This is a genomic window from Nitrosopumilus sp., assembly GCF_025698945.1.
Classification (GTDB): Archaea; Thermoproteota; Nitrososphaeria; order Nitrososphaerales; family Nitrosopumilaceae; genus Nitrosopumilus.
Genome location: NZ_JAILWM010000001.1, coordinates 345,789 through 368,348 on the forward strand (window position 1 = coordinate 345,789; position 22,560 = coordinate 368,348).

Below are 22,560 nucleotides of genomic sequence, written 5' to 3' on the forward strand. Positions count from 1 at the left end.
GTATTTTTGATTTGTTGAATTTCCTACATACTGGAATTCAAAAATAAAACACTGAATACAACTAAATTTGCAGTTCTTTTAGTGCCATTCTTGCAGCGATTCTAGCTGTTCTTGAAGCTATGGTAGCTTTTTGTGTTTCCTTTTCAGCAACTTTGGCAGCACGTATTGATGCTTCTATCTGAATATTGTATGTCTTTTGATGCTTGTTTACAAGTTGTGGATTTGTCATTTTCTTTGATGTAATCAATGCAGCATTGGCTGATTTTTGTGAAGCGATTGCAGCATATTTTGCATTTCTAGTATGGGTGATGGTTTTTGCTATTTCTTTTTTTACTGCTTCTAATCTGGATTTTGCTCTAGATTCAGCTAATTTAGCTCCCTTCATTGCTTTGCCTGTACTTGAAATTACACTTTGCATAATTTTGCTTAATTCTATAATATGTTCAGGATGGATATTTGATTTTTTTATTAGAAGTTTTTTTGATGTATTTCTAACCATTTTTGCATTATGAATGGCTCTTGCGGCATTTTCAATATGAGAATCTATATTCATATGTAGTTTCAAATCTTGAGAATGGAATTTATGCTTATAGGTTAACGTGAACTGTCTTAGTTACCCATTGTGTAATTACAAAATAATTTTTTTATTAATGGAGTTTTAAAAAACATGAATAATTAATTTCCAACTTTGATTAAAGGGAATTTTAAAAAAGTCTAAATTATTCATGTAAATCCATTGTTTGTATTGGATTTCATGCTAGAAGAAGAACTCATTGATCTGATGACTTTTTGTCTACAAAACCCTGACTCTGATGAGATTGCTGAAAAGCACAACAGAATTTCAGAAATCGGGAAAGAATTGTATGCTGATGGTGGAATTGATGCATTGGAAAATTTCTTTTTTGTATTAAAAAATCGCATAACAGAAGAAATAGAAAAAGATCCATCCCCAATGCGTTCACTATGGAATGGTCTCACTGATGAATGGCAGTACTAAAATTCTCTTGTGAGAATTTTATCCTCTACCAATTCTGAATATGGCTGTGCTGCATTTTGGGCATGTGCCTTTGATTGCAGGTTTACCATTTTTCATGGTGTATGGTTTTGCGCCACCGATTTCTCGTTTGTCTCGGCACTTAACACAATATCCTATTGTCATAACTGCAATAGGCTCAAACTTCTATTAGCGAGAACTTGTTGAACTTTTTTCACTAAGAGGCAAACCTCAGATCTTAATACGAACAATTTCAAGCTAAATTCTCTATATTGAATGTATTTTGGACAGTTTTAGGAACAAATTCTTAGTATTGTTAAATAAATTACATCTTTGATTATTGAATATCTTTTCAAAAACTAACTGACGTTGATTTTCAATGTTGTATACTCTGCTAATGCTTTGTGATTAATTGGAAAACCTTCCCAAACATAAATCTCAGCTGTAAACTCTCCTTCAGATTTTGGTGACCAAGAAAGAGATGGACTCAGTTTTTGATCTGGTGTTAGTTGTCCACTAATCCATCCCAACGAAACAACAAAACCTGTTTTATCTTTTATCTGAACAAGATAGACAAATGTCTGTGATTTGTCTTGATTGTTTGTAATATCAGCTGAGATCTGCATTTGGTGATTGACATTTACATTGTCAGAAATTTGCAATCCAAATGCATTCTCTAATCTTGGATTGTTAACACTTGATCTTTCTAATTCTGTTAACGCAAATGCTGGGGTAAAACTAATTGTAATTACTAATAGTGCTATTGCAAACCCGATGCCCTTACTTACCACGATATTTTGGACAAATTTTTTGTTAATAAAGCGTTTCTGCGTTGTTATTTTTGATTCTGAATCTAATTAGTTGTATAGTTTTCCAAATTATTGACAATTGTGCTTTTTTTGGAAATTTTTTTCCCTGGATTTAACAGGTTATCTGGATCAAAAAACCTCTTTAGATCCTTGAATATTTTGTAGTTTGCATCTCCGTATTGCTCACGCACAAACTCTGAGCGTGCCAAACCATCACCGTGTTCAGCAGTAATTGTACCGCCATTTTTGAGAATTTCATGAAAATACTCTTTGGCAATCTTCTTTATCATGCCGATCTTTTTTCTATCTGAAATCAATCTTACATGAATATTGCCATTGCCTGCATGTCCATAGGCAATTGATTTTGTATGGTACTTTTTATTGATTTTATTTAGGATCGAAAATAGTCTTGGAAGCTTTTCCAAAGGAACAGCTGCATCCTCAATTACATGTGGGATTCTGTTTTCTTTTTTGATAGTCTTTAGGCTATAGTATAATGATGAATCTCTGTACTTCCACCACTTTTGAATTTCAGATTTTTTTAGTAACGTTTGAACAATCTTTCCAGTATTGATTGTTTTTAATTTTCTTTCATTGTTTTTTATATTTTCATCATACTCTACAAATAGCAGGCATTTTGTTTTCTTGTTAAATTTGAAATTGATTTGATTCAGAGTTGGCTTGTCTACAAATTCTATTGCAGAGGGATTTGTTTTGTTAATCTCGATACAGTTCTCTGCTGCATTATTAACTGAATCATATTCAATGATGAACAAAATTCTTTTTTTAGGAAGTGGTTTTATTTTTAGTGTAGCTGAAATTATAATGCCTAGTGTTCCTTCAGAGCCAATGATTATTTTGTGAGTATCATTGATGGTTTTTATTTTATCTAGTCTGTATCCTGAAGAGTTTTTAGAAACTTTGGGAAATTTTTTCAGTTCAGTTCTTTTTATCTGATTTAAAATTTGATTTGAAATTTTTTTGTTTTTTGGCAGTGTGATTGTTTTTCCATTGCCGTTTACAAATTTTATTTCAGAAACATTATCAATTACACTTCCGTACTTTAGACTTCTACTTCCACTGGAATTATTGCCAAGCATTCCACCAACAGAACAAAAAGAACCAATTGATGGGTTTGGTGGAAAGAACATTTTTTTCTGATTCAGTATGATGTCAAGCTTGCCCTTAATCACGCCTGGCCCTACCTTGATGTGATTTTTTAAAACACTGTGGGAATCTAGATTTTTCAAATCAAGAATTATTCCATCATTTAGCGCACTTCCAACAAGCCCAGTTCCAGCACCTCTGACTGTTACAGATATCTTGAATTTTTTTGCAATTTTGACTGTATTGACAACATCATTTTCATTTTTTGCAATCACTATGATTTTTGGAATTATTTGGTAAGAGCTGGCATCAACTGAATAGAATCTTCTAAACTCTTTGCCATCTTGTACTTGTCCTTTGATTGATGACTGTAGTGCTTTGAGAATAGTTTTCTTCATGTGTTAAAATTAGATTTTGATTCTATAGTAATCCCATCTTTCAGGGTCAAACAAAGTTACAAATTCGGCTTGCTCTCTATCTATTCTTGCCCTAATTACATCCCTCAAGGCAAAACTTGTGAGGTACTTGTACTTCATGGAATGAGCTTGCATGATAAACAAATGGCGCATCTCACTTCCTCCCTTTAATCCCCAGTAGCCCATCTTTAATGCAAGGGGCTCTAGAAATATTGTATTTCCTAAACCGTAATTCTCGTCTCTTATCTCTTCACGAAGATTGTATGATTCAAGCGGTCCACCTTTGGAAAATCCTACCACTTCACCTTGTTTGTTATTTAGTCTCAGTGTGTTTAGAATTACCTCTGGATCTTTGACTGAGTTTTCAAAGTCTTTTTTTCTAAATTGCAATGGGGTTGGAAGCTCTAAAAATATATCATAAAGATCTTTTATGAAATCAGGATCATTTCTTGTTGCCATTTTTTCTATTGTGGGAACTAGCTTGAGATTATCATATGCATAATTTGCTTGAATTGTTATCTCCTGCTGGCGTATTCTCATAAATGATAACACAGTATCAAAAAAATTCTTTCTCATTTCTTTTGGAAGGACCTTGAGAATCTCTTTTGCCATATCTGTTTCTTTGTTTAACAATTCTTCAAAATATGCAACTGCACTTCGTACAATTAATGATGGCATCCAGGCAAGTGCATGTGCATTCATCTTTGCCATCTCCATTGCTTTTGAAAAATCACCTAGTGCATATCCGCTAATTCTATCCACAACTGATAGATACCATCCCATTTGCATTATATGCTCTTGGAACTGTTTGTTATTTCGTGTCAGCTCGCAATTTTCAAAACACTGTTTGATTTGCAACAATGCATTTTTCTTTAGTTCACCACTCCATGGATATGTTGTTCTCAAAATCAACACTTTGATAATTTCTAAATCAACTTTTGCAGATATTAGCAAATCTCTTAGCTTTTTATCCATTGAGATAAATCTCAAGACACTTTCTTCGTGTGGCTTGTCTACATTTTTTTGTGGATCAAAATCATGAAACAAAGCTGCAATGTATAGGTATTTTATATCTTCTAGAGTAAACTTTACTTTTTCTTGTGATGCAGCTAAAAGCGAAATGTATGTCACCTCTAATTCGTGATTGATGTTATGATATCCATAGTAATCAGTACCAAGTCCCTGGCTTTCAAACAAGTCAATTGTATAATCTAGCATTTCAACATAGCAATCATCTTCTAATCCGTTTTGTACCATCAAGTTGAGAATCTCATTTCTCATTGAAATCGTGGTTGCAAACTGCTGCAATACCAAAAAGACAGGATAATTGTTTTTAAAGATGATCTATTCTTGAGCAAAAATTCATTTGTTTTTCTTGGCTTTCTTAGAAAGATTCAATAGAATTACGAAGTGGGTATCACTTGAATGTCAGTCAATCCAGATTTGCTTGAAAAACTAATGAAATCAAATGAGATTTCACCTCTGAAATTCACACTATCCCTTAATGATAAGAAATACCCAATTACTGGTGTATCCATTACAAACTCTCCAACTCCTGTAAATGAGCCTACCACACGTGGAGGTGTCTACTTTTCAGACAAATTTGCCTACAAGATGAAGGGTGTGATAGAAGATCTCTCAGTTATTCCATTATTGACCAAAAAGATGCTTGGACCAAACACAGAGTTTGCAGATCTTAAAATTGAAACTAGCATTGACTCTTTGAATCTTGAAATTATTACAAATCTTACAAACAGTGTACAGACTCCAACATCAATTGAGCTAAGTATGATTATTGTAAAAATAGAATCAGTCTAGATTACTTTAAAGTATTTATCATATCTTTCTCTGCTCTCTTTGTCTGATAGTATCTCGTAAGCTTTGTTAATTTTAGCCATCTCTTCTTCAGAATCTGCTTTTGTTTTGTCTGGATGAGTTTTTTTTGCCAATTCTCTGAATTTACTTTTAATCTCATCTGGTGTTGCATCTGGTGTGACTCCTAGAATCTCATAGTAGTTTGGCAGCTCATCATTTAGTGCAGCTTCTCTGAATTTTTTATCCTCTGATGTGTTCTTTCTTTTCCCCAACTCCTCATAGTCATCTCCCCAGTCAGAATGATACTTTTCAAATGTCTTGTCTTTTTTTGATTCAAGATCGTCCTTGTCATATTTTGTCTTTTTTCTCAGTATGATGTCTCTAGCTAGAAACAAAAACACTGCAACTATTGCAATGATGAATCCTGAGAAGAGCATAATTTTTTCTTCATCAGTTACCTCTAATTCCATATCCAAAGTTTTTTGTGCATTGGCAGTTTGTGTAGTTGCAAAAATAATCATTACAAATATGAAGAGACTGAATTTTTTCATTGGTTTCTCCCTATGTTAATCTAAAATCTTCTTTGGTAGTATTTAGAACAACATGTGTTATGGTGTTCTCTACATTTGGAATTGCTGCTAGACTCTTGACAAAACTGCTCAGCTCATTTCGTTCCTTGAATTTTGCAATAACTATTGTATCTGTGGAACCAGTAATATCATAAACTCCGCAGACATTTTCAAACTTTGATATTTCATCTTCTATTCCCAGAATCTTGTCATTTTTTGCCATCACCTCAATTATTGCAGTCAATGTGTATCCCAACTTTTCATGGTCAATTATTGCAGTGTATCCTCGAATGATCTTCTCTTTTTCTAATTTTTTTATTCTAGATAGAACGGTAACTGTGGACATTCCTAGCTTTAGCGCCATTTGTCTTGCTGAGAGTCTTGCATCTACCATCAAATTTTTGAGTATCTTTTCATCTGTTTCATCTAAATTCATGAAATACCTATATTGAAAAATTTATTTAAATTTATGCTGATTGGCTGAATGTTTGTTTAGTTTTCATATGTAATTTTTGGTGTCATTTCAGATTTAATAGAAATGACTTTGGTTGTATTTTGTGGATGAAATAAAAGAACTGGTCTCAAAGGGCCAGAAGTCACTTGATGATGGAGATTTTAATGCAGCACTTGGTTATTTTGAGCAGGCATTGCTGCTAAATCAGGACGATCCTGACCTTTGGAACCACAAGGGTGTTGCATTGCGAAGTCTGGGAAGATATGAGGAATCAATGGAGTGCTTTAACAAGTCACTGGAAATTGATCCAAGGGATAAACATGCATCTTAATTCTATATTGTTTTTTAAAATCATTAATCAGGAATAATGAATTTGTTGTTAAAGTTGACCTCAAATGTATGACTTTTTGTGGCTTTTTCATGCGTAAAATAGAATTTTTTGGCTTATATGAGATCCGCATAATTCATTCTTAAACTAGCCCAAAAACTTCAGAGAAATCTAAACTAGAAATATCATAAAATTTCAAAAAGATTTTTCAAATCATCAGAAGATATCGGAATAGTGAGAGGTAAAAAGAGATATTTTTTATAACCTTCACTTAAGGTGTTTAATTCATCAAGACCTTGCTGAAGTGAATTAATTGAAAGAGAAGATACATTAGCATATTTTGCATTATCAGCTAAATCACCATAAGATATAATCAAAATATTTGAGTTTGTGGCCTTAAGTAATTTTTTTAGAAAATCAACAGAAATATTTTCACAGATGATAATATGTTCTAATTTATGACTTTGAGCCCCATTGTAAGTCAACTCATTATGATGGAAAGTAGCATTCGGGATTCCAGAAGCAGTCAAAACACCCCTACTTATATCACCCAAAGTTGCTCCAATTTGCAAATTTGTAATTTGTTTACCAAATAAGCTAGTCAACAAAGTCAAAAATCCTTTCTTGAGTTGAACATAACCATTTCTAATTTCAGCAGTCATTTTTTGTAATTGTTCGGATGGATAAACAGAAGGATCATCCCCTACCAAGTCAAAATATATCACTCGATGTTCGGCCAAAGTTGTTATGTTAAAGTAAGGAGTTATGCAATCAACGAATGAATTCCATTTACTGTTAATATTTTCAATAGAAAAAATTTCTCCCAAATTGTTTATATGATTATTATGGGAGTTTGCCATGTTAATAGCAATATTTAACATATGTTCATATTCTTCTATGAATTTTCTTTGTTCTTCAACAAAAACTCCACCTTTTGTTTCATTGATGGAAGATATTGTTCCTATTTTTTGAAATTGGAAATCATTTATTTTTTGCAAATAGCCCTGACTAGTTAGAAAAATTAACAAGTCCATTGTTGCAGAAAATAATTTGGGATTAGTAAGATTAATCGAATTAACATTAAATTTGAAAGTGGTTTTATCAACCGTCACATTATCTAAAATAGGCAAATTTTCAAGTTGATCACAAACATGATACAAAGTACTTAACAACAGATCATTTTCAGACCACAGTGAAGGAGAAGAGAGTTTTTTTCTGTCATAAACCCATTCGATTGATTTTTGAAGATTTGCTTGAGTAATTTTCTGCCCATTAAGAGTTAAATCAATCACAGGACCTTCTATATCATTAGTTATAATACAATCTCGTATCACATCATACAAATCAAAAAAACTAGTTTTAGATTTATAACATAAATAATTTTGAAAATTATTGTAATCTTCTCTTGAGGTTAATTCTTTACCATTCAAGATAATTTCAGTTACAAATTCCTTCATTTCATCAAACAAAGGGCGTTTTAGAAACAACAACTGTGAAAATAATGTACTACTTGGACTAGACTTGTCTTTAATCGTGGTTAAAAATTTTGGATCTGTAATAAAGATGAATAATGCATTACCTTGATTGATCAACATTTTCAAATTTGAAATAATTTCAAATGAATCATCTCCAACTTTATCAAGTTCATCTAGAATAAACAAGATTTTGAAATTCTCCTCTTGGAATTTTTCTAAAAGAGATTCTAATTCAGATTGCATTGTAGAAAAATCATAATCATGTAGATAGTAATATGATGCTAAATCAGATGAAGTCTTTTTGACAATTTTGGAATAATCAAATAAAAGCCAACCACCACCTAAAATGGATATTAATGGAAAAAGCCATGAGTAATCAGAGAGTAATCCCAAAAAGAAAAGTGAGCTAACTACAATAATAGATATTGCAGAAATTAGATTCACATGAATACGATAAGTTTTTTTACGAAAAATTTTTTCTTCAAATAATTTTTCATTTTTTACTTGTGAAGCTATTGCTTTATTATACAATTGAGATGTTTTTGATTTTAAATCACTACTAAAGTTTGAATCTTCTTTAGATATCTTATACAGTGATCTGATAAAGCTTCTCAGAATATTCTTTTTTTTCTCTTCTTCTAAATTGATAGATGTTGCTTTAATCAAAATGGGTTTTATTTTTGGATTCATAGTGACAGATTCATTAACTGCTTTGAAAACAGAACTGGTTTTACCTGCTCCTCTATGTCCACTAATTAGCATAGACCCCTCACTTCTACGAGAAATAAAATCAAGTAAAATTTGGTGTTCAGATTGTCTTGTTACATGATGGCCAAGTTCACTACCAATTTTTGGTTGATAATCCCAATGATTTTTCAATATAGTTTTTGGAGCATCTACAACATCAGATTTTATATTTTCACTAGACATAGATTACACCTAAAATTACTCATAAACTCATACAATTTAAGCATCAGGATAATGTGGAGACAAATCAGCTATAGATCAAAATTACAATTCATACAATATACTTGTCCATCGGCAGTTGTGTCCCTCATCTTTTTAGGATGATTGCAGTTAGGAATCAATTCTTTTCGAATAACTTCAAGATTTAAAATTATTGTTTTCTCTGAATGCAATAGTGCTTTTTCAACACCATAAGCATCATCAGAGTTTAGCCATTTATTTTGAAGCTCTTGGATTGTTTGTTTCTTTTGTCCAATCCACCAATCTATAATTTTGATTGCCTTTTGCACGGTCATAAATAAGAAAAATTTTCAATATATTTTTGAATTTGGTATTATCATATCCCCATACTAAAAATTATGATTTTTTCAGTTTGGATATTTGTTCATCAATATCTTTGATTTGAGCCTTGAGATCTTGTTCTTTTTGCTCATTTTCTGCAGCCATTTTATTAAATTCGGCAGCTTTTCTATTTACAAAATTTTGTATTGATAGAAGAATGCATTTCACTTCTTCCATTGCATTATTTATTCCATCATAATCTAAATGAATTTTTTTATCGCCATCATAAAGAAAAACCCCTTCTTTCGTAATATCATAATCTTCATGTGCCAAAGAATTTCTGAAATTTACATAGAGTTTATCAAATAACATATCTTTGTAGGATTGTTCATATTTTATCTCATTACAAATTTTTATGATTAGTGTTCCATATGTCGTTTTGTCATTAAATGAAATTTTTGAATCATCAAGTAACAATGACAAAAATACTTTAGATAGTTCCAAAGTTGAATTAACAATATTCATTGTATTCCAATACAAAAAAACCATTCGTTCATCAGAAGTAAGAATCTCTTGTTTTTCTGTAGATTGAGATATTTTAACATAAGAACCAGATATGATCTTATAACGTTTCAAAAACTCCTTTATCTTTAGAGATTTTTTTGTAAATCGTTCATCATTAAACTGAAAAATATCGTGTTCTTCAAGCGATTTAAGAAAGTCATCAGTAATTTGTTCAACTGTTTGAGACAAATTTTATCTCCATTTTTTCTTATCCCATTGGTCTTTATTTCTATGACATTTTAAACAAAGTATTCTTAGATTTGTAATACTGTTATCGGAAGGTATGCGATTGATATGATCCAAAGTCAAATTTTCAGTAGTTCGAATTCCTTCCTTATGACATTGTTCACAATATGCATTGAGGTATTTTAGAAGCGTTGTACGTGAAAATAATTTCTTTTTTGATTTCTTTTTTTGGTTCATTTCTTTTTGAACAATTCCTTAGAATGAAGTTCCAGCCAATTAATTTTGTCTTGAAATTTCTTATCATGAGAATACAACAAACTCCAAAATTTACTAGAATGGTTTCTAATTTTCAAATGACACAATTCATGAATTATCACATAATCAATAATTCGTGGAGGAGTTTTCAATAGAACTTCATTAAGTGTGATTATTCCTGTTTTTCCAGCACTTCCCCATCTCGATTTTAATTTCTTCACTACAACTTGTGATGGTTTGACGCCTATTTTTGAGGCTAATTTCCATGTTCTTCTCTCTAAATATTCAAGAGTCTTTGTTTTTGTTTTGACTCTCTTTCTATTTTTTTTATCTTGAAACTCTAATCTTTTTTTGAAGATCCATTCTTTCTTGTTTGTAACCATCTTTTTGATTTCAGAATTTGTTTTTGATAACGGAGTCTGTACTTGAACGCCTTTAGAATCCACAATAATTTGTGATGTTTTTCTTCTCTTGCTTTTAGAAATAGTATATGTTATACTGCTATTACCAAATCTAATTTTGTCTTTCATAAATCATTCTTTGCCAATGTGATTACTGTATCAGATAATTCATTAATTTTATCATCTTCAAATTTAGCACTACTTAGAACTTCATACAGTACTGCTCGTATGTTTTTCTCCACACTTGTTTTATTTTTCCAGCCTACAAGTTCTGTCTCGCTTTTTATTTTTGAGAAAATTTCTTTTGTTAGTTCTATGGAATCCTTTCTGTCTTTGTCTTTGTTTAGCTCACCATACAATGCAAATTCAAATGGAGTTGCCTCATAATCACCAAATACCTTCTTTCGCTCTTCTTCCTCAGATAGGGCCTTGTTGTAAATTTCCTCATATAATGCAGGATTTGTAAAATAGCCAGCATTCTTTCTTCTTCTCTCGGTTTCCTCATCAATAATTCTCTGTAATCGCTCACGCAAACTCTCATAGAAGGCAGGATTATTGGGAGTGAGCTCATCAATTACAGATATTGCCCTTGTTTTGATTAGTGCAGCCTTTGCTTTGTCGCTTTTTACATCCTTTTTGACAAATGCCATGAAATTCTCATATGATATCTCCATTAGGTTTACCAATCCAGTTACATGCAATGATCGAATATGATCATCAATTAACTGCTGAATCTTTTTGGCATATGGGCGTGTACTAGGCTTGACACCATCGTATCTGGTGCGTATTAGTTGCCTTGCCTCACTTGCAAACTTGAAATCAGCAAGATATGGGTCTGCTGTCTTATCAGGCATTACAGCATCAAGGGCCTTTGAGAACATTTTAAAATCATATTCGTATTTTTCTCTCAAGTCAACTGGTTCAAATTTTTCAATTATACTATCATAGTCTTTCTTGTCAATTCCTTCAAAGTATGCCATAACATCAAGATGTCGTTCATGTAGTTCATGTAACAAATCTTCTAGAGGGTCTAGTGCTCCTTCAATGTCTTGTTCTTCAAACATCTCAAGTGCTTTTTGTAGTTCTTTGGTGATTCCAGAATAGTCTATTATCAATCCATATGTCTTTGCTTCATCGTATGGACGATTAACTCTTGCAATTGCTTGAAGCAAGTTATGCTCTCGTATTCCCTTATCTAAATACAAGACTTGACATACTGGAACATCATATCCTACAAGTAACATGTCTACTACAATGAGAATCTTTGTTGGATCTTCTGAACTTTTGAATTTCTCAGACTCTGCTTCTCGTTGTTCTGGAGTAAGAAAATATTCATCCCAGCTCAAGTCATCTTTTCCTGTCTCACCAAGACTTGATGTCATAATTATTTTTGATACAGGTGCGTTTAGCTTGTCTAGTTCCCTCTTGTACAACACAGCTGCTTCTCTTGATGTTGCAACTATCATTGCCTTGTATCCATTTGGTTCAATGTGTGATGTATAGTGATTTACAATATCTAGTGAGATTCTCTTTATTCTTGAAGGTGCTTCTGCAATTTTGCCCTTTGTAACATATTGTTTTTTTAGTTTTTCTTGAAGTTCAGAAGTAATGGTAGGATCTTTTCCTATCACTCTATCAAAGACTTGCTCTATGGTATCGCCGCCTTCAACAAATAATTCTGGAAGTCTTCCTTCATATCGAATTGGTAGTGTTGCCCCATCTGCTTGTGATTCTCTAAACCCATACTTGTCAAGCATTGGTCCAAAGACTCGGTATGTACTTCTGTCATTCTTATCAATTGGCGTGCCTGAAAAGCCAAAGAATACAGCATTAGGCATGGCTACACGCATCTGTTCGGCATTTACCTTGAATTGAGAGCGATGAGCCTCATCTACAAGACAGATTACCTTCTCATCAGTATGAATTTCTGTTCCTGCTGAGAACTTGTCAATTATAGTCATGATAGTCTTGCCTCTAGGGTTTTGCAATAATTCTCCTAGATGTTTACCACTTTTTGCTCTGATAGGAGTTGGAAATCCGCAACTCTTGAATGTCTCATGAATTTGTTTGTCTAGTTGTTTTCTATCTGTAATAATCACAATAGGAGGATTTCCAAATTTATACATCAGTTGTGATGCAAACCAAAGCATTGAGAGGGATTTGCCAGAACCTTGAGTATGCCATATAACACCACCCTTGTCTTTAATTTCTTCAGACTCTTGTAGTCTTGAAATAGATTTTGTAACTGCTCGGAATTGCTGATGTTTAGCAATTTTCTTTATTTTTTGTCCATTAACTGTTTCATAAATTACAAAGTTTTGTAAGTGATTAAGTAAATTTTGTTTTGATAGTAATCCCGCAATAATTATTTCTTGTTCTCTTGTTCTACCATTGCACATCTCTTTGACATCTTCTTCAGTGAAGGGATAAGCTTCTGCCCATCTCGCATAATAGTTGATATGGGATTGTAATGTTCCAACTCTAGCTAATGTACCACATGTTGCAATCATACAATGGTTATAAAAGAATAATTTTTCGTATCCTTGTCCAGGATTTTGATAGTGTGTAAAGTTTTTCTCATAAGCTTGCTCTATGGGTCTTGGAATTGTTGGATCCTTGCATTCTATAATTACAAGAGGAATTCCATTTACAAAAATCATAACATCAGGAAATATTGGATTTTTAAATCCTTGAACTTTGAATTGATTTGTTACAACAAAGTCATTGTTATCCACATTTTCAAAATCAAAAACTTTTAGAATCTTTTGTTCAGGACCATCACCAAAGTTTTGTGTAACTACTACAGGTTCTAATCCTCCTGTTTGGGATAATCCAATTAGTTTTGCTCGAAGTTTTTCATTAGTATCAACTGGTGGCAAGTGATGTGGATATCTGTCTTCTTCTAGTTGAGAAATCGCATCACGAATTCCATCATCATCAACTTCAGGATTTAGTCGTTTTAGTGCCTCTTCTAGCCTATCATAGAGTATAACTTCACCATATTTTCTTCGTGATTTGTTGAGTTCTGCCTGAGTTTTGTACTCATAACCCATTGCTACTAGTTGTTCCAGTGCTGGAAGTTCAGACTCAGATGCCTCTTTACCTGCACCAATATCAAAGTTCATAAATTATGAGAAATTGGATGATTAAATAATATTTTGTGGATATGTAATGCTCTTATTTTTCTAAAAATTAGAATACTATAATAAAGTATGAAGTAATGAAAGATTTTTTTAATATGATATAAAAGGATAGGAATTGAGATATTATTACGATGTAACTACGGTTCCATCATCAAAAGAGAAAGCTACCAATGAATTAAAGGAGGAATGGGAGACTGAAGCTGAAAAACTTGCAAAAATCATTAAAAAGAAGATTCCAGATGTAAAGTATTTTTGGACACGAAGAGATACCTTAGGATTTGTCTTTACAGATTTTGAACCAAAAGATGAAAAAAAGATAATTGGTGCAGGGGCCACAGGTTTAAGGAAAAAAATACAAGAGGATTATGATTTTGTGTTATTAAGTGGAAATGTAACAGGTAAACATAGTGAAATTAAAAGTGAAGGAAAAAAAGGAATTAAAATCAATATAGAGTATTTTAACAACATATTCAAAAAAGCTGGCAATACCGAAAAAGTTGTAGAATTATTTTTATCAAAACCTGTTTTAGATGAATTCGAAGAAGATGCCATTAAAAAAATCATCCATGATGATCCTGAAAAACTAAAACAATACATGGATTTTGAATCAACTTTAGATACACTACGATTACATGGTGCTGATAAACCAGAAGAATTTTCAAAAATGATGCAAGAAATGTTGCAGTTTTCTAAAGAGCATGAAATTCAAAATTATAAAGATTTTCAAGAGATTTTAGAAAAAGCAGTAAGATTTTTTGAATTATATAAAATTAGTAATCCAGATGATTTTACTAATGTTGCAAATTCACTTATAGATATTTTAGAAAAATACGATATTGGTACTGTTAACACTGAAAAATTTCTTTCTGCAATGTTAAAACAAATTAAAACACAAAAAATCAGTAGTGTTGATGATCTTGAAAAACTCATAGAAATTACAAAAGCAACTGAAAGAAGTATAATAAATGGGCATACATATTTTGAAGAAATATTAGAAGAATTCAGAAAGAAAATTGACACTGATATAGCAGAGATTGAAATCAGAAATTTTGTTTTTAAACATATATGGTTATTAGATTTTCGATATTATGGATATAGAAAACTAAAAGAGGAGCATCTTGAAATTGGAAACACAGATTTAACTTTGTATGATGATCAATTAGGATTAAACACGATAATCATTAATGAATTCAAACGACCGGATGAACCAACTGTCACACAAAATGACAGGCCAAACAAAGATGCAGTGCTATCGAAAGTAGGGAGAGCAATATCTCAAACAATTCACTATATGGAAGAAATTAAAGATAAGAAAAACCATGTTGAAGGATATGTAATAATTGGGAGAAGAAAAGAGTCAAAAGATTATTTTTTGACAAAATTTAACGAATATCTACATGGGATTAAAATCAGAACATTTGATGATCTGTATGACGATGCCAAAGCCACCATTGAAACATTCAAACAATTTTCAAAAGTAGAAAAACCTGACTAAAAGACACAGATATAGAATTTTCACAATTTATTGACTTTATGAAAGAAGTAGGTCATATCTTTACTCTGATTTGACCTGTTAGGAGTTTCTGCATAAGTCTTTTCTTGAGGGATTCAAGACTAGTCTTTTTGCCTTCTAATTCATTAATTTTTGAATCAATATTGGAAAGAATGGAAGCAATTTTTTGCTGTTCTGATATTTCAGGATGAGGAAATAAAATTTCCAAAATTTTTTTTGTGGAAGTATGAATTACCCCTGTTCCTGCAGATGTTCTTTTAATTTGTTTTTTATAGAAACTGGAATTTAGAAATTGATTAAGATATTTTTTATTTATTTTTTCTTTTAACAACACTTTTGCTATACGTTGGTTGTGAAGAATTGTATAATCACTCTTTAGAATTATCGCATTACCTAGAATCACTCCATCTCGTGTAAGATCAGTCATCACAATTAACAAATCATTATTTTCTAAAATAAATCCTGATGGAATAGGACCCTCATAAAATGTAGTATTTCTGTCTTCAAAATATAATTTCTTATCCTTATGAAAATTTCCAGGGGTGATTACCACTTTATCGGAGCTAGTGACAAAATAATCACTTTTAAATGCAAAACCATTTTTGAGTTCAATTAAATCAGATAATGGAACAAAATACCATTCTTCAGGAATTTCAATCTCTTTTCCAAACAACCATTTCACTTTCTTGAATTTCTTGTGACCAATTCCTTTAGTCAGTAATGTCTGCATCAGACCTTTCTTAAGCTGCTTCGTATGTTCTATGGTTTTATCATATGATGAAATCAAATCATCGACATTACTTAATGTGGATGCAATTTTTTCTTGTTCAGGAATAGGAGGTAAGAATATCAAAAACTCTTTCCAGGATCCAACGTTTACAACTTGTTGAGCCCCACCTGCTTGGTACATTGTAACCTGTTTTGATATTAATTTTGAATTTGCTAGATACCCAAGAAATTCAGATACAAATTTTTTATTTTTCCTTGTGATAATTACAGATGCACAATTAATCCCATCATGTTCCTTTCTGACCACACTTGTTCTTCCAGGGTAGCCAACTCTCATGGTAACCAAGTCACCAAGCCAAATTCTAGTTGGCTCTAATAGACGGTTATTTTCTTCCGTGATAAAATCCACCCCATCCAATACAATCCCATTTTCTGTTACATGTTTACCTGTGATCATTGGAACTGTTCCATGATCATCAAAGTACGTTGAAGGATTTATGACTAAACCTACTGATACTTTTGTAAGTTCTTTAATTTTTTTTAATTCCCATTCTTCAGGAATTTCTTCATATTTTCCAAAAAGTGACTTTACTAGCTTGTATCCAGGTCTAGGTTTACGCACAAATTCCTTCAAATTTCCTTTGTATTAAGCCATTTTACGAATCAGGATCAAAAGAAACGCTATATGATACTCATATGATGAATTTCTTATTGTCTGATAAAGTATCACTAGAATTTCTTAAAGGTCATTTATGGAAGGCAGCTGATATTCTCAGAGGATCACTTGATGCTTCGGACTATAGACAACCAGTAATGACTTTATTATTTCTTAAAAGACTAAACGATAGATTTGAAGAAAATATTGAGGTGTTAATCAAGAAAGGAAAATCTGAAAAAGAAGCAAAAAAAGAGTTTCATCATGACTTCTACATCCCAGATGATGCCAGATGGGAGAATCTTTCTGGTGTTAGAAGCAAGGTGGGAGAAGCTATAGATAAAATTTGTAAATTAATTGAGGAAAAAAATCCAAAACTTGAAGGTGTTTTAACCAATACAAAATATGCAGATCCTAGAAAATATCCAGACAATGAACTTGCAGAACTAATTTCTCATTTTAATTCGCCAAGATTAAGAAATTCAGATTTAGAAAAAGAAGATATTTTTGGTGATGCATATGAATATCTCTTAGAAAAATTTGCAGATGCAACAAAGAAGAAAGGAGGAGAATTTTTTACACCAAGAGAAGTTGTGCAATTATTAGTAAACATTACACATCCAAAAGAAGGGATGAAGATTTGTGATCCTACATGTGGTTCTGGAGGTATGTTAATCATGTCAAGAAAAGAAGTTGAAAAACACAAAGGAAATCCCAGAGATTTAGTTTTAGATGGTCAAGAATCAAACTATGGAAACTTGGCAATGTGTAAAATGAACATGGTATTACACGGAATTGTTGATTTCAACATTACATATGGAGACACACTTGCAAATCCGCAATTAGTGAAAGGAGGAAAACTAATCACATATGATAGAGTACTAGCTAATTTCCCATTTTCAATGGATTGGGACAATAAAGGAGCTGAAAAAGATCCATATAACAGATTCAGATTCGGAGTTCCACCTGCAAAAGACAAAGCAGATTTTGCATTCATTCAACATATGTATGCTCAACTTAATGACAAAGGACAAGCTGCAATTATCTGCTCACAAGGAGTGCTGTTTAGAGGAAGTGTTGAACAAAAAATACGAGAAGGACTGATTGCAGAGGATGCCATTGAGGCAATTATTGCAATTCCAGAGAAACTCTTCTTTGGAACAGGCATTCCTGCCTGTGTTTTGGTATTAAACAAGAACAAACCAAAGGCAAGAAAAGACAAGATAATTTTCATTTATGGTGCCAAAGACTACAAAGAAGGAAAGAACAGAAACACACTACGTGAAGAAGATATTAAAAAAATTGTAAAGGCATTTGATGATTTCAAGGATATTGACAGATACTGCCATGTTGCAGATCTAGAGGAGCTCAAAGAAAACGAGTACAATCTCAATGTTCCAAGATATGTCGATATCTCTGAACCTGAAGAAGAGATTGATATTCAGGCAACAATAGACGAACTCAAGAAACTAGACAAGGAAAGAGACGAGCTTGAACTAAAAGTCAAACAAGATCTCAAGGCATTAGGATTCAAGATTTAGATTGAAAAAACCAAAACCCGGATACAAGTTTGTAGAAGGTCTTTTCGGAAAAAAAGAGGAAATTCCTGAAGATTGGGATTGGCAAAGAATTGGAGAAAATTCAATTCTTAAAGGTAGAATAGGATGGCAGGGGTTAACAACAGCTGAATATCGTGATGAAGGAGAGTTTTATCTTGTTACTGGAACTGATTTTAAAAATGGAAGAATAGATTGGGAAAATTGCGTATATATTGATAAGGAAAGATATGATCAAGACACAAATATTCAATTGAAAAAAGGAGACGTCTTAGTCACTAAAGATGGAACAATAGGGAAGATTGCATTCATAGATAAGATTCCTATCCCATCAACGTTAAACACAGGAGTATTTGTCATTCGTCCATTAAATAAAAAATACCATTCATTATTTTTATTTTACATTCTTTATTCAAACTATTTTACAATATTTTTGAATAGATTAAAAGGAGGATCCACAATTAACCATCTTTATCAAAAAGATTTTGTAAATTTTCATTTTCCAATACCTCCCATTAAAGAACAAGAAAAAATTACAAATATTTTATCAAATATTGATTCATTAATAGATATTCAGAAAAAAATCATAGGAGTTAATTTAAAATTCCCAAACTTACAAAATGAAAAAAGTTTAGAAATGATAAAAGTGGGATTAATGCAAAAACTCCTAACGGGCCAAATTAGAGTCAAAGTTTAGTTATTTCATTGAGAATTTTTTATTTGTAAACACGCAATAAAGATCACTTGGCACATTTATCATGATACCAATATTTTGAAAGATATTTTCTTGCATCTACTAACGGTTTTCCGTCCATCTTGATTGCTTTTCCACATTTAGAGCAATCAAAGAAATATTTCTCTGAAGCAATGGAATGATTGACGGTTTCTTCAACAGAATCTAACATGTTTTTTAGATTGTTGACAGGAGCCCATTGAAGACGGATGAGAATATCTTTTAGTCTGTAAAAAAAGGATTTTGGAACTAATTCCATATTGTTTAGTTCAGCATACTCTTTTAGGCATTGCTTGACAAAATCTGGACTGAATTCGTTTTTAATGATAATTTGTATTGCAGAGAAACCTTTGTAGAATAGACGAAAAACTGCAGCTTTGTCAGAATCAGTTCTTTTTTCCTCATTTTTAGGCTCAAATTCAGCCTTTATTTGGTTGATTTGTGATATATTGAATGTCTTGGCAGTACCATCAATGTCAAACTTTGTTTTAACAATGTCTCTATAGTTTATTCCGTTTTGTATATCTGAGTAGATTTTTTCTTTTGCTTCTTGTAATGTTTTGACAGCAAAAATAGAATCAACATCTTTTTTCTTTTTTGAGACAGTCTTGGTACTCATGATAAGGCAAACTTATCATATTGAAGTACTTAAGCTTTTGAAGTTTTTCTTGTTTTTCTTAACTAGTTCTTGAATATTCTTAAACCATCTTAAATCATCTTATTATTTCTTAAATTATGTTAATTGTGTAACACACAGACAAACAAAACCACGCCTGTATACAAATTACACCGAGTCAAGTTCTGGTTTCCAAGTTATACAAACAGTACTTACAATCTTGAGTCTCATATAAATTCCAGCAGAAGAACATACTTTGTCCAGATATCTCTTAATAGTTACTGGAGAAAGGTCAAGTATTTCAGCACATGAATTAATGATATCATTTTCAGGTATTTTGTTATCTTTGGATGAATTAATCTCTTGGGCCAATAATCGTTTAAATTGTGGTTCTTTAGTGCGATTAATTTGTAATTCAGAAAATTCATGGCTCTCACTTTCACACACACTGTCGACTGGTCTTGGATTTTTTAGATAATTACATCTTCGGCATAATAATTGCAAGTTTTCTGAATGGTTGTGATTATTGTTATTGTCATTATGATCAATTACTAATTGCCTTTCAACACCTGAAACACCACATCTCTTACAAAATTCACCGTCACGTTTTACAAGTAAGAAATATACTCGTTTTCTAGTTCTACCATTCATCCTACTCACACACAACACCTCCAGACCTTGTGCCACTCAGTTGAATTGAGTTGCTCTGATGTCAAATGATTCTCTAACTCAGAAAGATGTGTAAAGCAGAGCCACAATTCCTCATTAAAGAAAAAATATTGCTTTTTATGATCTTCGTCTTTGTAAACATATTTCATTTAAAACACCTCTCTCTAGGCTTTGACCTAAGACATACACCGCAGCACATACATCGATTTTGATTAGTTACAAAATAACAGGCACAAAATCTACAGAATTTTCGGCCTCCAGCATATTTTTTCTCACCATATGGCGGAATAACCATGTATTTGATGCATTGATTCTTACAAATTGCAACCATTTTTCTTCAATTTTATTGATATTGATTCATAATATCTAGGATCTCAAAACCATACTAGTATGAATAAACCAGTCCGTTTTCCAAGACATAGTGAAAAAGAAAGGACAGTATACAAAATAATTGATGAAAATGAAAGAATAAGATATAATGAATTACGACGCAAAGTTGTTGAAGATGGCCATATGGCCAAAAACTCATTTGAAAGATCCTTAAACAATTTGTTGCAACTAGAATTAGTAAAAAGAATTGAGATAAAAAAACAAAATGTATGCTATGTGACTTCAGAAGAATTCAACAATGAACAAATTGTTAAATGGATAACCAAACTTGTTGTAATGCACATCAGAGTACAGTTTAAAAAAATTAAAAAAAATTATACAAAAATGAATTATATGCAAAAAGCACAAGCAATATCACATTTAATGTCAGCAATGAATCCATTAGAATTTATTTTTTCACCAATAATGAATAAATTGAAATTCCTAAAACCAGATAAATCATTAGAAGAAGTTCAAAAAATAAAAAAAGAGATGATTGAAATCATAATTGATGACTCTGACTCAAAAAAACTACTCAAGACATTGTCTGAAATTGTAAATAACAATTCTATTCAAGACATAAACGAAATTAAAAAAATTCTAAAAGAAATTTAGTCACATATACAAAAAAACAAGATCAAACATTTGGAACCGTGTTATTGTTTTTCCATTCATGAAATGCTTTTAATTCTAGCAATTCTTTTGGTTCTCCAAATCTTGAATAAAATGGTGAATAATTTTTCAAACTCTTGATTGTCTTTACAAATTACTAATCTATTAACAAAATATCGTAAAATAATAAAATAAATTCTCGCAATTACACATCTTTGCTTAGTGTCTTTAGTGCAAAATTGCCACATTTTGGACATCGATGTTTTTTCAACAATTCACCATGAGTCTGCATTGACTTTTTAGAATACATGATGTTGTGTCCACAATCCACACATATGCCAGGTATGTTGCCCTTTGGAATCATATCTTACAAAATCTTAAATGACCTTAAGAATATTGATATTGTCAAAAGTATCTAGTCTTTACAAATCCAAAAATAAAATAATTCTATCATACCAAAATGTCCTTTTCAGGATCTAACTTGTACTGATTTGGAATGTCATGAATCTTAAGTGATTCTAAATATTGCAGCTGCTCTGAAATCTCTTCTGAATCACCAAATGAAATCAAAATTCTATCATTATGCTTTATCTCATATGAGGAAATCTCTGAATAATATTTTCCATTAATCAAAAATGTCATAGACTTTTCTGAATCAGCACAAAGCAACTCGCTAGCAAGATAACTCAAACCAATACACTCTGAAGTAAGATCCAATCCAATTGATGAGAACAGCATATCTAATGGAACACCAGTTGCATGCTTGTGAATCAGATATGGATTGTGATTCTCAAAGTGAATGTACTTGCTTTGCAGCTGAAAATCAGGCAGACCAAAGTTTAGCTGCACCCCGTCTACAAAGACTGCTATTGCTGCATGTGCATGATCACTGCCAAACTCTCCAACCCCGTACTGGCTGACCATCTTTTGTTCAGCAGTTAATGGCAAGGTATTATCTAAAATCTCTGAATCAATCTGATTTTGGTTCATAAAATAGTATGAAAAGAATCCTGCCGAAACCAGTACAAATGCCACCGCAGCTATTCCTAGGGTTTTGCTTTTTGATTTGACTGGCACATCATAGTATCCAAAATTACTCTCCTCTGCTCTTCCAGGCAAATTGCTATCCGAATTATCAGAAGGTAGGGTCTTCTCAGACAATAATACACATAGTCATTGCATCGTATAAATTTCCAGTGTCAAGACCTAATCTGGCTTTACAAATTCTCATCAGTTCTGCAATCCTCGCAGGGACAATGCCAATGACACTGAAGATTCTGGCGTCGTTTTAACTCCTTTTTCTTTTGTGCCATGAATGGAATCTAAAATATGCCAACTTAAGGA

26 protein-coding genes are annotated in these 22,560 nt (G+C 32.0%); 7 read left to right on the top strand and 19 right to left on the bottom strand.

Features of this window, described 5'->3' with window-relative positions; all coding sequences use genetic code 11:
• Positions 1–61: 61 nt before the first annotated feature.
• A complete protein-coding gene (locus tag K5790_RS02230; RefSeq protein ID WP_297592094.1) occupies positions 62–553 on the bottom strand; it encodes a hypothetical protein in 492 nt (163 codons plus the stop codon).
• 192 nt (positions 554–745) lie between these two features.
• On the opposite strand from K5790_RS02230, the gene K5790_RS02235 reads away from it, so the two are divergent.
• Positions 746–997, top strand: coding sequence for a hypothetical protein (locus tag K5790_RS02235; RefSeq protein WP_367182829.1), 252 nt, complete (start codon positions 746–748; stop codon positions 995–997).
• Between the two features lie 18 nt (positions 998–1,015).
• On the opposite strand, the gene K5790_RS02240 is transcribed toward K5790_RS02235, so the two are convergent.
• The 4 genes from K5790_RS02240 to K5790_RS02255 all read right to left on the bottom strand — a co-directional run bounded on the left by K5790_RS02240 (position 1,016) and on the right by K5790_RS02255 (position 4,607).
• A complete protein-coding gene (locus K5790_RS02240) occupies positions 1,016–1,159 on the bottom strand; it encodes a DUF5679 domain-containing protein (protein ID WP_297592095.1) in 144 nt (47 codons plus the stop codon).
• Between the two features lie 194 nt (positions 1,160–1,353).
• Positions 1,354–1,785 carry a hypothetical protein gene (locus K5790_RS02245; protein WP_297592096.1) on the bottom strand — a complete coding sequence of 144 codons (432 nt, stop codon included), beginning with the start codon at positions 1,783–1,785 and terminating at the stop codon, positions 1,354–1,356.
• A 62-nt stretch (positions 1,786–1,847) separates the two neighbouring features.
• Positions 1,848–3,308 (bottom strand): FAD-binding oxidoreductase, encoded by a 1,461-nt coding sequence (locus K5790_RS02250; RefSeq protein WP_297592097.1) that lies wholly within the window; start codon positions 3,306–3,308, stop codon positions 1,848–1,850.
• Positions 3,309–3,317: 9 nt separating this feature from the next.
• Complete coding sequence (locus tag K5790_RS02255; protein ID WP_297592970.1) at positions 3,318–4,607, bottom strand: HD domain-containing protein; 1,290 nt, start codon at positions 4,605–4,607, stop codon at positions 3,318–3,320.
• A gap of 144 nt (positions 4,608–4,751) precedes the next feature.
• On the opposite strand from K5790_RS02255, the gene K5790_RS02260 reads away from it, so the two are divergent.
• Positions 4,752–5,144, top strand: coding sequence for a hypothetical protein (locus K5790_RS02260; protein ID WP_297592098.1), 393 nt, complete (start codon positions 4,752–4,754; stop codon positions 5,142–5,144).
• Here the strand turns inward: K5790_RS02260 and K5790_RS02265 are convergent.
• A complete protein-coding gene (locus tag K5790_RS02265; protein WP_297592099.1) occupies positions 5,141–5,692 on the bottom strand; it encodes a DnaJ domain-containing protein in 552 nt (183 codons plus the stop codon). The two genes, K5790_RS02260 and K5790_RS02265, sit on opposite strands and share 4 nt — an antisense overlap.
• Before the next feature lie 10 nt (positions 5,693–5,702).
• Positions 5,703–6,146, bottom strand: coding sequence for an Lrp/AsnC family transcriptional regulator (locus K5790_RS02270; protein ID WP_297592100.1), 444 nt, complete (start codon positions 6,144–6,146; stop codon positions 5,703–5,705).
• Positions 6,147–6,267: 121 nt separating this feature from the next.
• Here K5790_RS02270 and K5790_RS02275 point away from each other — a divergent pair, with 121 nt between their 5' ends.
• On the top strand, positions 6,268–6,495 hold the full coding sequence (locus K5790_RS02275) for a tetratricopeptide repeat protein (RefSeq protein WP_297592101.1): 228 nt from the start codon (positions 6,268–6,270) through the stop codon (positions 6,493–6,495).
• Positions 6,496–6,677: 182 nt separating this feature from the next.
• Here K5790_RS02275 and K5790_RS02280 read toward each other — a convergent pair whose 3' ends face one another.
• The 6 genes from K5790_RS02280 to K5790_RS02300 all read right to left on the bottom strand — a co-directional run bounded on the left by K5790_RS02280 (position 6,678) and on the right by K5790_RS02300 (position 13,746).
• The gene (locus tag K5790_RS02280) at positions 6,678–8,897 is read right to left on the bottom strand and encodes a hypothetical protein (RefSeq protein WP_297592102.1); all 2,220 of its coding nucleotides are present in this window, start codon (positions 8,895–8,897) and stop codon (positions 6,678–6,680) included.
• A gap of 68 nt (positions 8,898–8,965) precedes the next feature.
• Positions 8,966–9,229: a hypothetical protein gene (locus tag K5790_RS02285; protein ID WP_297592103.1), complete on the bottom strand. Its 264-nt coding sequence runs from the start codon at positions 9,227–9,229 to the stop codon at positions 8,966–8,968.
• A 61-nt stretch (positions 9,230–9,290) separates the two neighbouring features.
• A complete protein-coding gene (locus K5790_RS02290; protein ID WP_297592104.1) occupies positions 9,291–9,968 on the bottom strand; it encodes a hypothetical protein in 678 nt (225 codons plus the stop codon).
• Between the two features lie 3 nt (positions 9,969–9,971).
• Positions 9,972–10,202, bottom strand: coding sequence for an HNH endonuclease signature motif containing protein (locus K5790_RS10765; RefSeq protein ID WP_367182830.1), 231 nt, complete (start codon positions 10,200–10,202; stop codon positions 9,972–9,974).
• Positions 10,199–10,750, bottom strand: a complete 552-nt coding sequence (locus K5790_RS02295) for a M48 family metallopeptidase (protein ID WP_297592105.1) — start codon at positions 10,748–10,750, stop codon at positions 10,199–10,201. Before K5790_RS02295 ends, K5790_RS10765 begins: the two co-directional genes overlap by 4 nt.
• Positions 10,747–13,746, bottom strand: coding sequence for a type I restriction endonuclease subunit R (locus tag K5790_RS02300; protein WP_297592106.1), 3,000 nt, complete (start codon positions 13,744–13,746; stop codon positions 10,747–10,749). Before K5790_RS02300 ends, K5790_RS02295 begins: the two co-directional genes overlap by 4 nt.
• Before the next feature lie 133 nt (positions 13,747–13,879).
• Between K5790_RS02300 and K5790_RS02305 the strand changes: the two genes are divergently transcribed.
• Positions 13,880–15,259 (top strand): Shedu anti-phage system protein SduA domain-containing protein, encoded by a 1,380-nt coding sequence (locus tag K5790_RS02305; protein WP_297592107.1) that lies wholly within the window; start codon positions 13,880–13,882, stop codon positions 15,257–15,259.
• A gap of 52 nt (positions 15,260–15,311) precedes the next feature.
• Here K5790_RS02305 and K5790_RS02310 read toward each other — a convergent pair whose 3' ends face one another.
• Positions 15,312–16,628: a restriction endonuclease subunit S gene (locus K5790_RS02310; RefSeq protein ID WP_297592108.1), complete on the bottom strand. Its 1,317-nt coding sequence runs from the start codon at positions 16,626–16,628 to the stop codon at positions 15,312–15,314.
• Positions 16,629–16,717: 89 nt separating this feature from the next.
• On the opposite strand from K5790_RS02310, the gene K5790_RS02315 reads away from it, so the two are divergent.
• Positions 16,718–18,202, top strand: a complete 1,485-nt coding sequence (locus tag K5790_RS02315) for a type I restriction-modification system subunit M (protein ID WP_297592109.1) — start codon at positions 16,718–16,720, stop codon at positions 18,200–18,202.
• A gap of 1 nt (position 18,203) precedes the next feature.
• The gene (locus K5790_RS02320) at positions 18,204–18,914 is read left to right on the top strand and encodes a restriction endonuclease subunit S (RefSeq protein WP_297592110.1); all 711 of its coding nucleotides are present in this window, start codon (positions 18,204–18,206) and stop codon (positions 18,912–18,914) included.
• 43 nt (positions 18,915–18,957) lie between these two features.
• Here the strand turns inward: K5790_RS02320 and K5790_RS02325 are convergent, their stop codons facing one another.
• From K5790_RS02325 to K5790_RS02335, 3 genes are all read right to left on the bottom strand, one after another.
• Complete coding sequence (locus K5790_RS02325) at positions 18,958–19,569, bottom strand: hypothetical protein (RefSeq protein ID WP_297592111.1); 612 nt, start codon at positions 19,567–19,569, stop codon at positions 18,958–18,960.
• Positions 19,570–19,734: 165 nt separating this feature from the next.
• Complete coding sequence (locus K5790_RS02330) at positions 19,735–20,226, bottom strand: hypothetical protein (protein ID WP_297592112.1); 492 nt, start codon at positions 20,224–20,226, stop codon at positions 19,735–19,737.
• Complete coding sequence (locus K5790_RS02335) at positions 20,223–20,384, bottom strand: hypothetical protein (protein ID WP_297592113.1); 162 nt, start codon at positions 20,382–20,384, stop codon at positions 20,223–20,225. Before K5790_RS02335 ends, K5790_RS02330 begins: the two co-directional genes overlap by 4 nt.
• A gap of 241 nt (positions 20,385–20,625) precedes the next feature.
• Between K5790_RS02335 and K5790_RS02340 the strand changes: the two genes are divergently transcribed.
• A complete protein-coding gene (locus K5790_RS02340; RefSeq protein WP_297592114.1) occupies positions 20,626–21,219 on the top strand; it encodes a hypothetical protein in 594 nt (197 codons plus the stop codon).
• A gap of 202 nt (positions 21,220–21,421) precedes the next feature.
• Here K5790_RS02340 and K5790_RS02345 read toward each other — a convergent pair whose 3' ends face one another.
• Positions 21,422–21,580: a hypothetical protein gene (locus K5790_RS02345; RefSeq protein ID WP_297592115.1), complete on the bottom strand. Its 159-nt coding sequence runs from the start codon at positions 21,578–21,580 to the stop codon at positions 21,422–21,424.
• Positions 21,581–21,666: 86 nt separating this feature from the next.
• Positions 21,667–22,377: a hypothetical protein gene (locus K5790_RS02350; RefSeq protein ID WP_297592116.1), complete on the bottom strand. Its 711-nt coding sequence runs from the start codon at positions 22,375–22,377 to the stop codon at positions 21,667–21,669.
• Between the last annotated feature and the right edge of the window lie 183 nt (positions 22,378–22,560).

Coding starts and splice junctions, on each gene's coding strand:
- K5790_RS02230 (WP_297592094.1), bottom strand. CDS start 553: ATGAATATAGATTCTCATATTGAAAATGCCGCAAGAGCCATTCATAAT.
- K5790_RS02240 (WP_297592095.1), bottom strand. CDS start 1,159: ATGACAATAGGATATTGTGTTAAGTGCCGAGACAAACGAGAAATCGGT.
- K5790_RS02250 (WP_297592097.1), bottom strand. CDS start 3,308: ATGAAGAAAACTATTCTCAAAGCACTACAGTCATCAATCAAAGGACAA.
- K5790_RS02255 (WP_297592970.1), bottom strand. CDS start 4,607: ATGAGAAATGAGATTCTCAACTTGATGGTACAAAACGGATTAGAAGAT.
- K5790_RS02260 (WP_297592098.1), top strand. CDS start 4,752: ATGTCAGTCAATCCAGATTTGCTTGAAAAACTAATGAAATCAAATGAG.
- K5790_RS02265 (WP_297592099.1), bottom strand. CDS start 5,692: ATGAAAAAATTCAGTCTCTTCATATTTGTAATGATTATTTTTGCAACT.
- K5790_RS02270 (WP_297592100.1), bottom strand. CDS start 6,146: ATGAATTTAGATGAAACAGATGAAAAGATACTCAAAAATTTGATGGTA.
- K5790_RS02280 (WP_297592102.1), bottom strand. CDS start 8,897: ATGTCTAGTGAAAATATAAAATCTGATGTTGTAGATGCTCCAAAAACT.
- K5790_RS02285 (WP_297592103.1), bottom strand. CDS start 9,229: ATGACCGTGCAAAAGGCAATCAAAATTATAGATTGGTGGATTGGACAA.
- K5790_RS10765 (WP_367182830.1), bottom strand. CDS start 10,202: ATGAACCAAAAAAAGAAATCAAAAAAGAAATTATTTTCACGTACAACG.
- K5790_RS02295 (WP_297592105.1), bottom strand. CDS start 10,750: ATGAAAGACAAAATTAGATTTGGTAATAGCAGTATAACATATACTATT.
- K5790_RS02300 (WP_297592106.1), bottom strand. CDS start 13,746: ATGAACTTTGATATTGGTGCAGGTAAAGAGGCATCTGAGTCTGAACTT.
- K5790_RS02325 (WP_297592111.1), bottom strand. CDS start 19,569: ATGAGTACCAAGACTGTCTCAAAAAAGAAAAAAGATGTTGATTCTATT.
- K5790_RS02335 (WP_297592113.1), bottom strand. CDS start 20,384: ATGAAATATGTTTACAAAGACGAAGATCATAAAAAGCAATATTTTTTC.
- K5790_RS02340 (WP_297592114.1), top strand. CDS start 20,626: ATGAATAAACCAGTCCGTTTTCCAAGACATAGTGAAAAAGAAAGGACA.
- K5790_RS02345 (WP_297592115.1), bottom strand. CDS start 21,580: ATGATTCCAAAGGGCAACATACCTGGCATATGTGTGGATTGTGGACAC.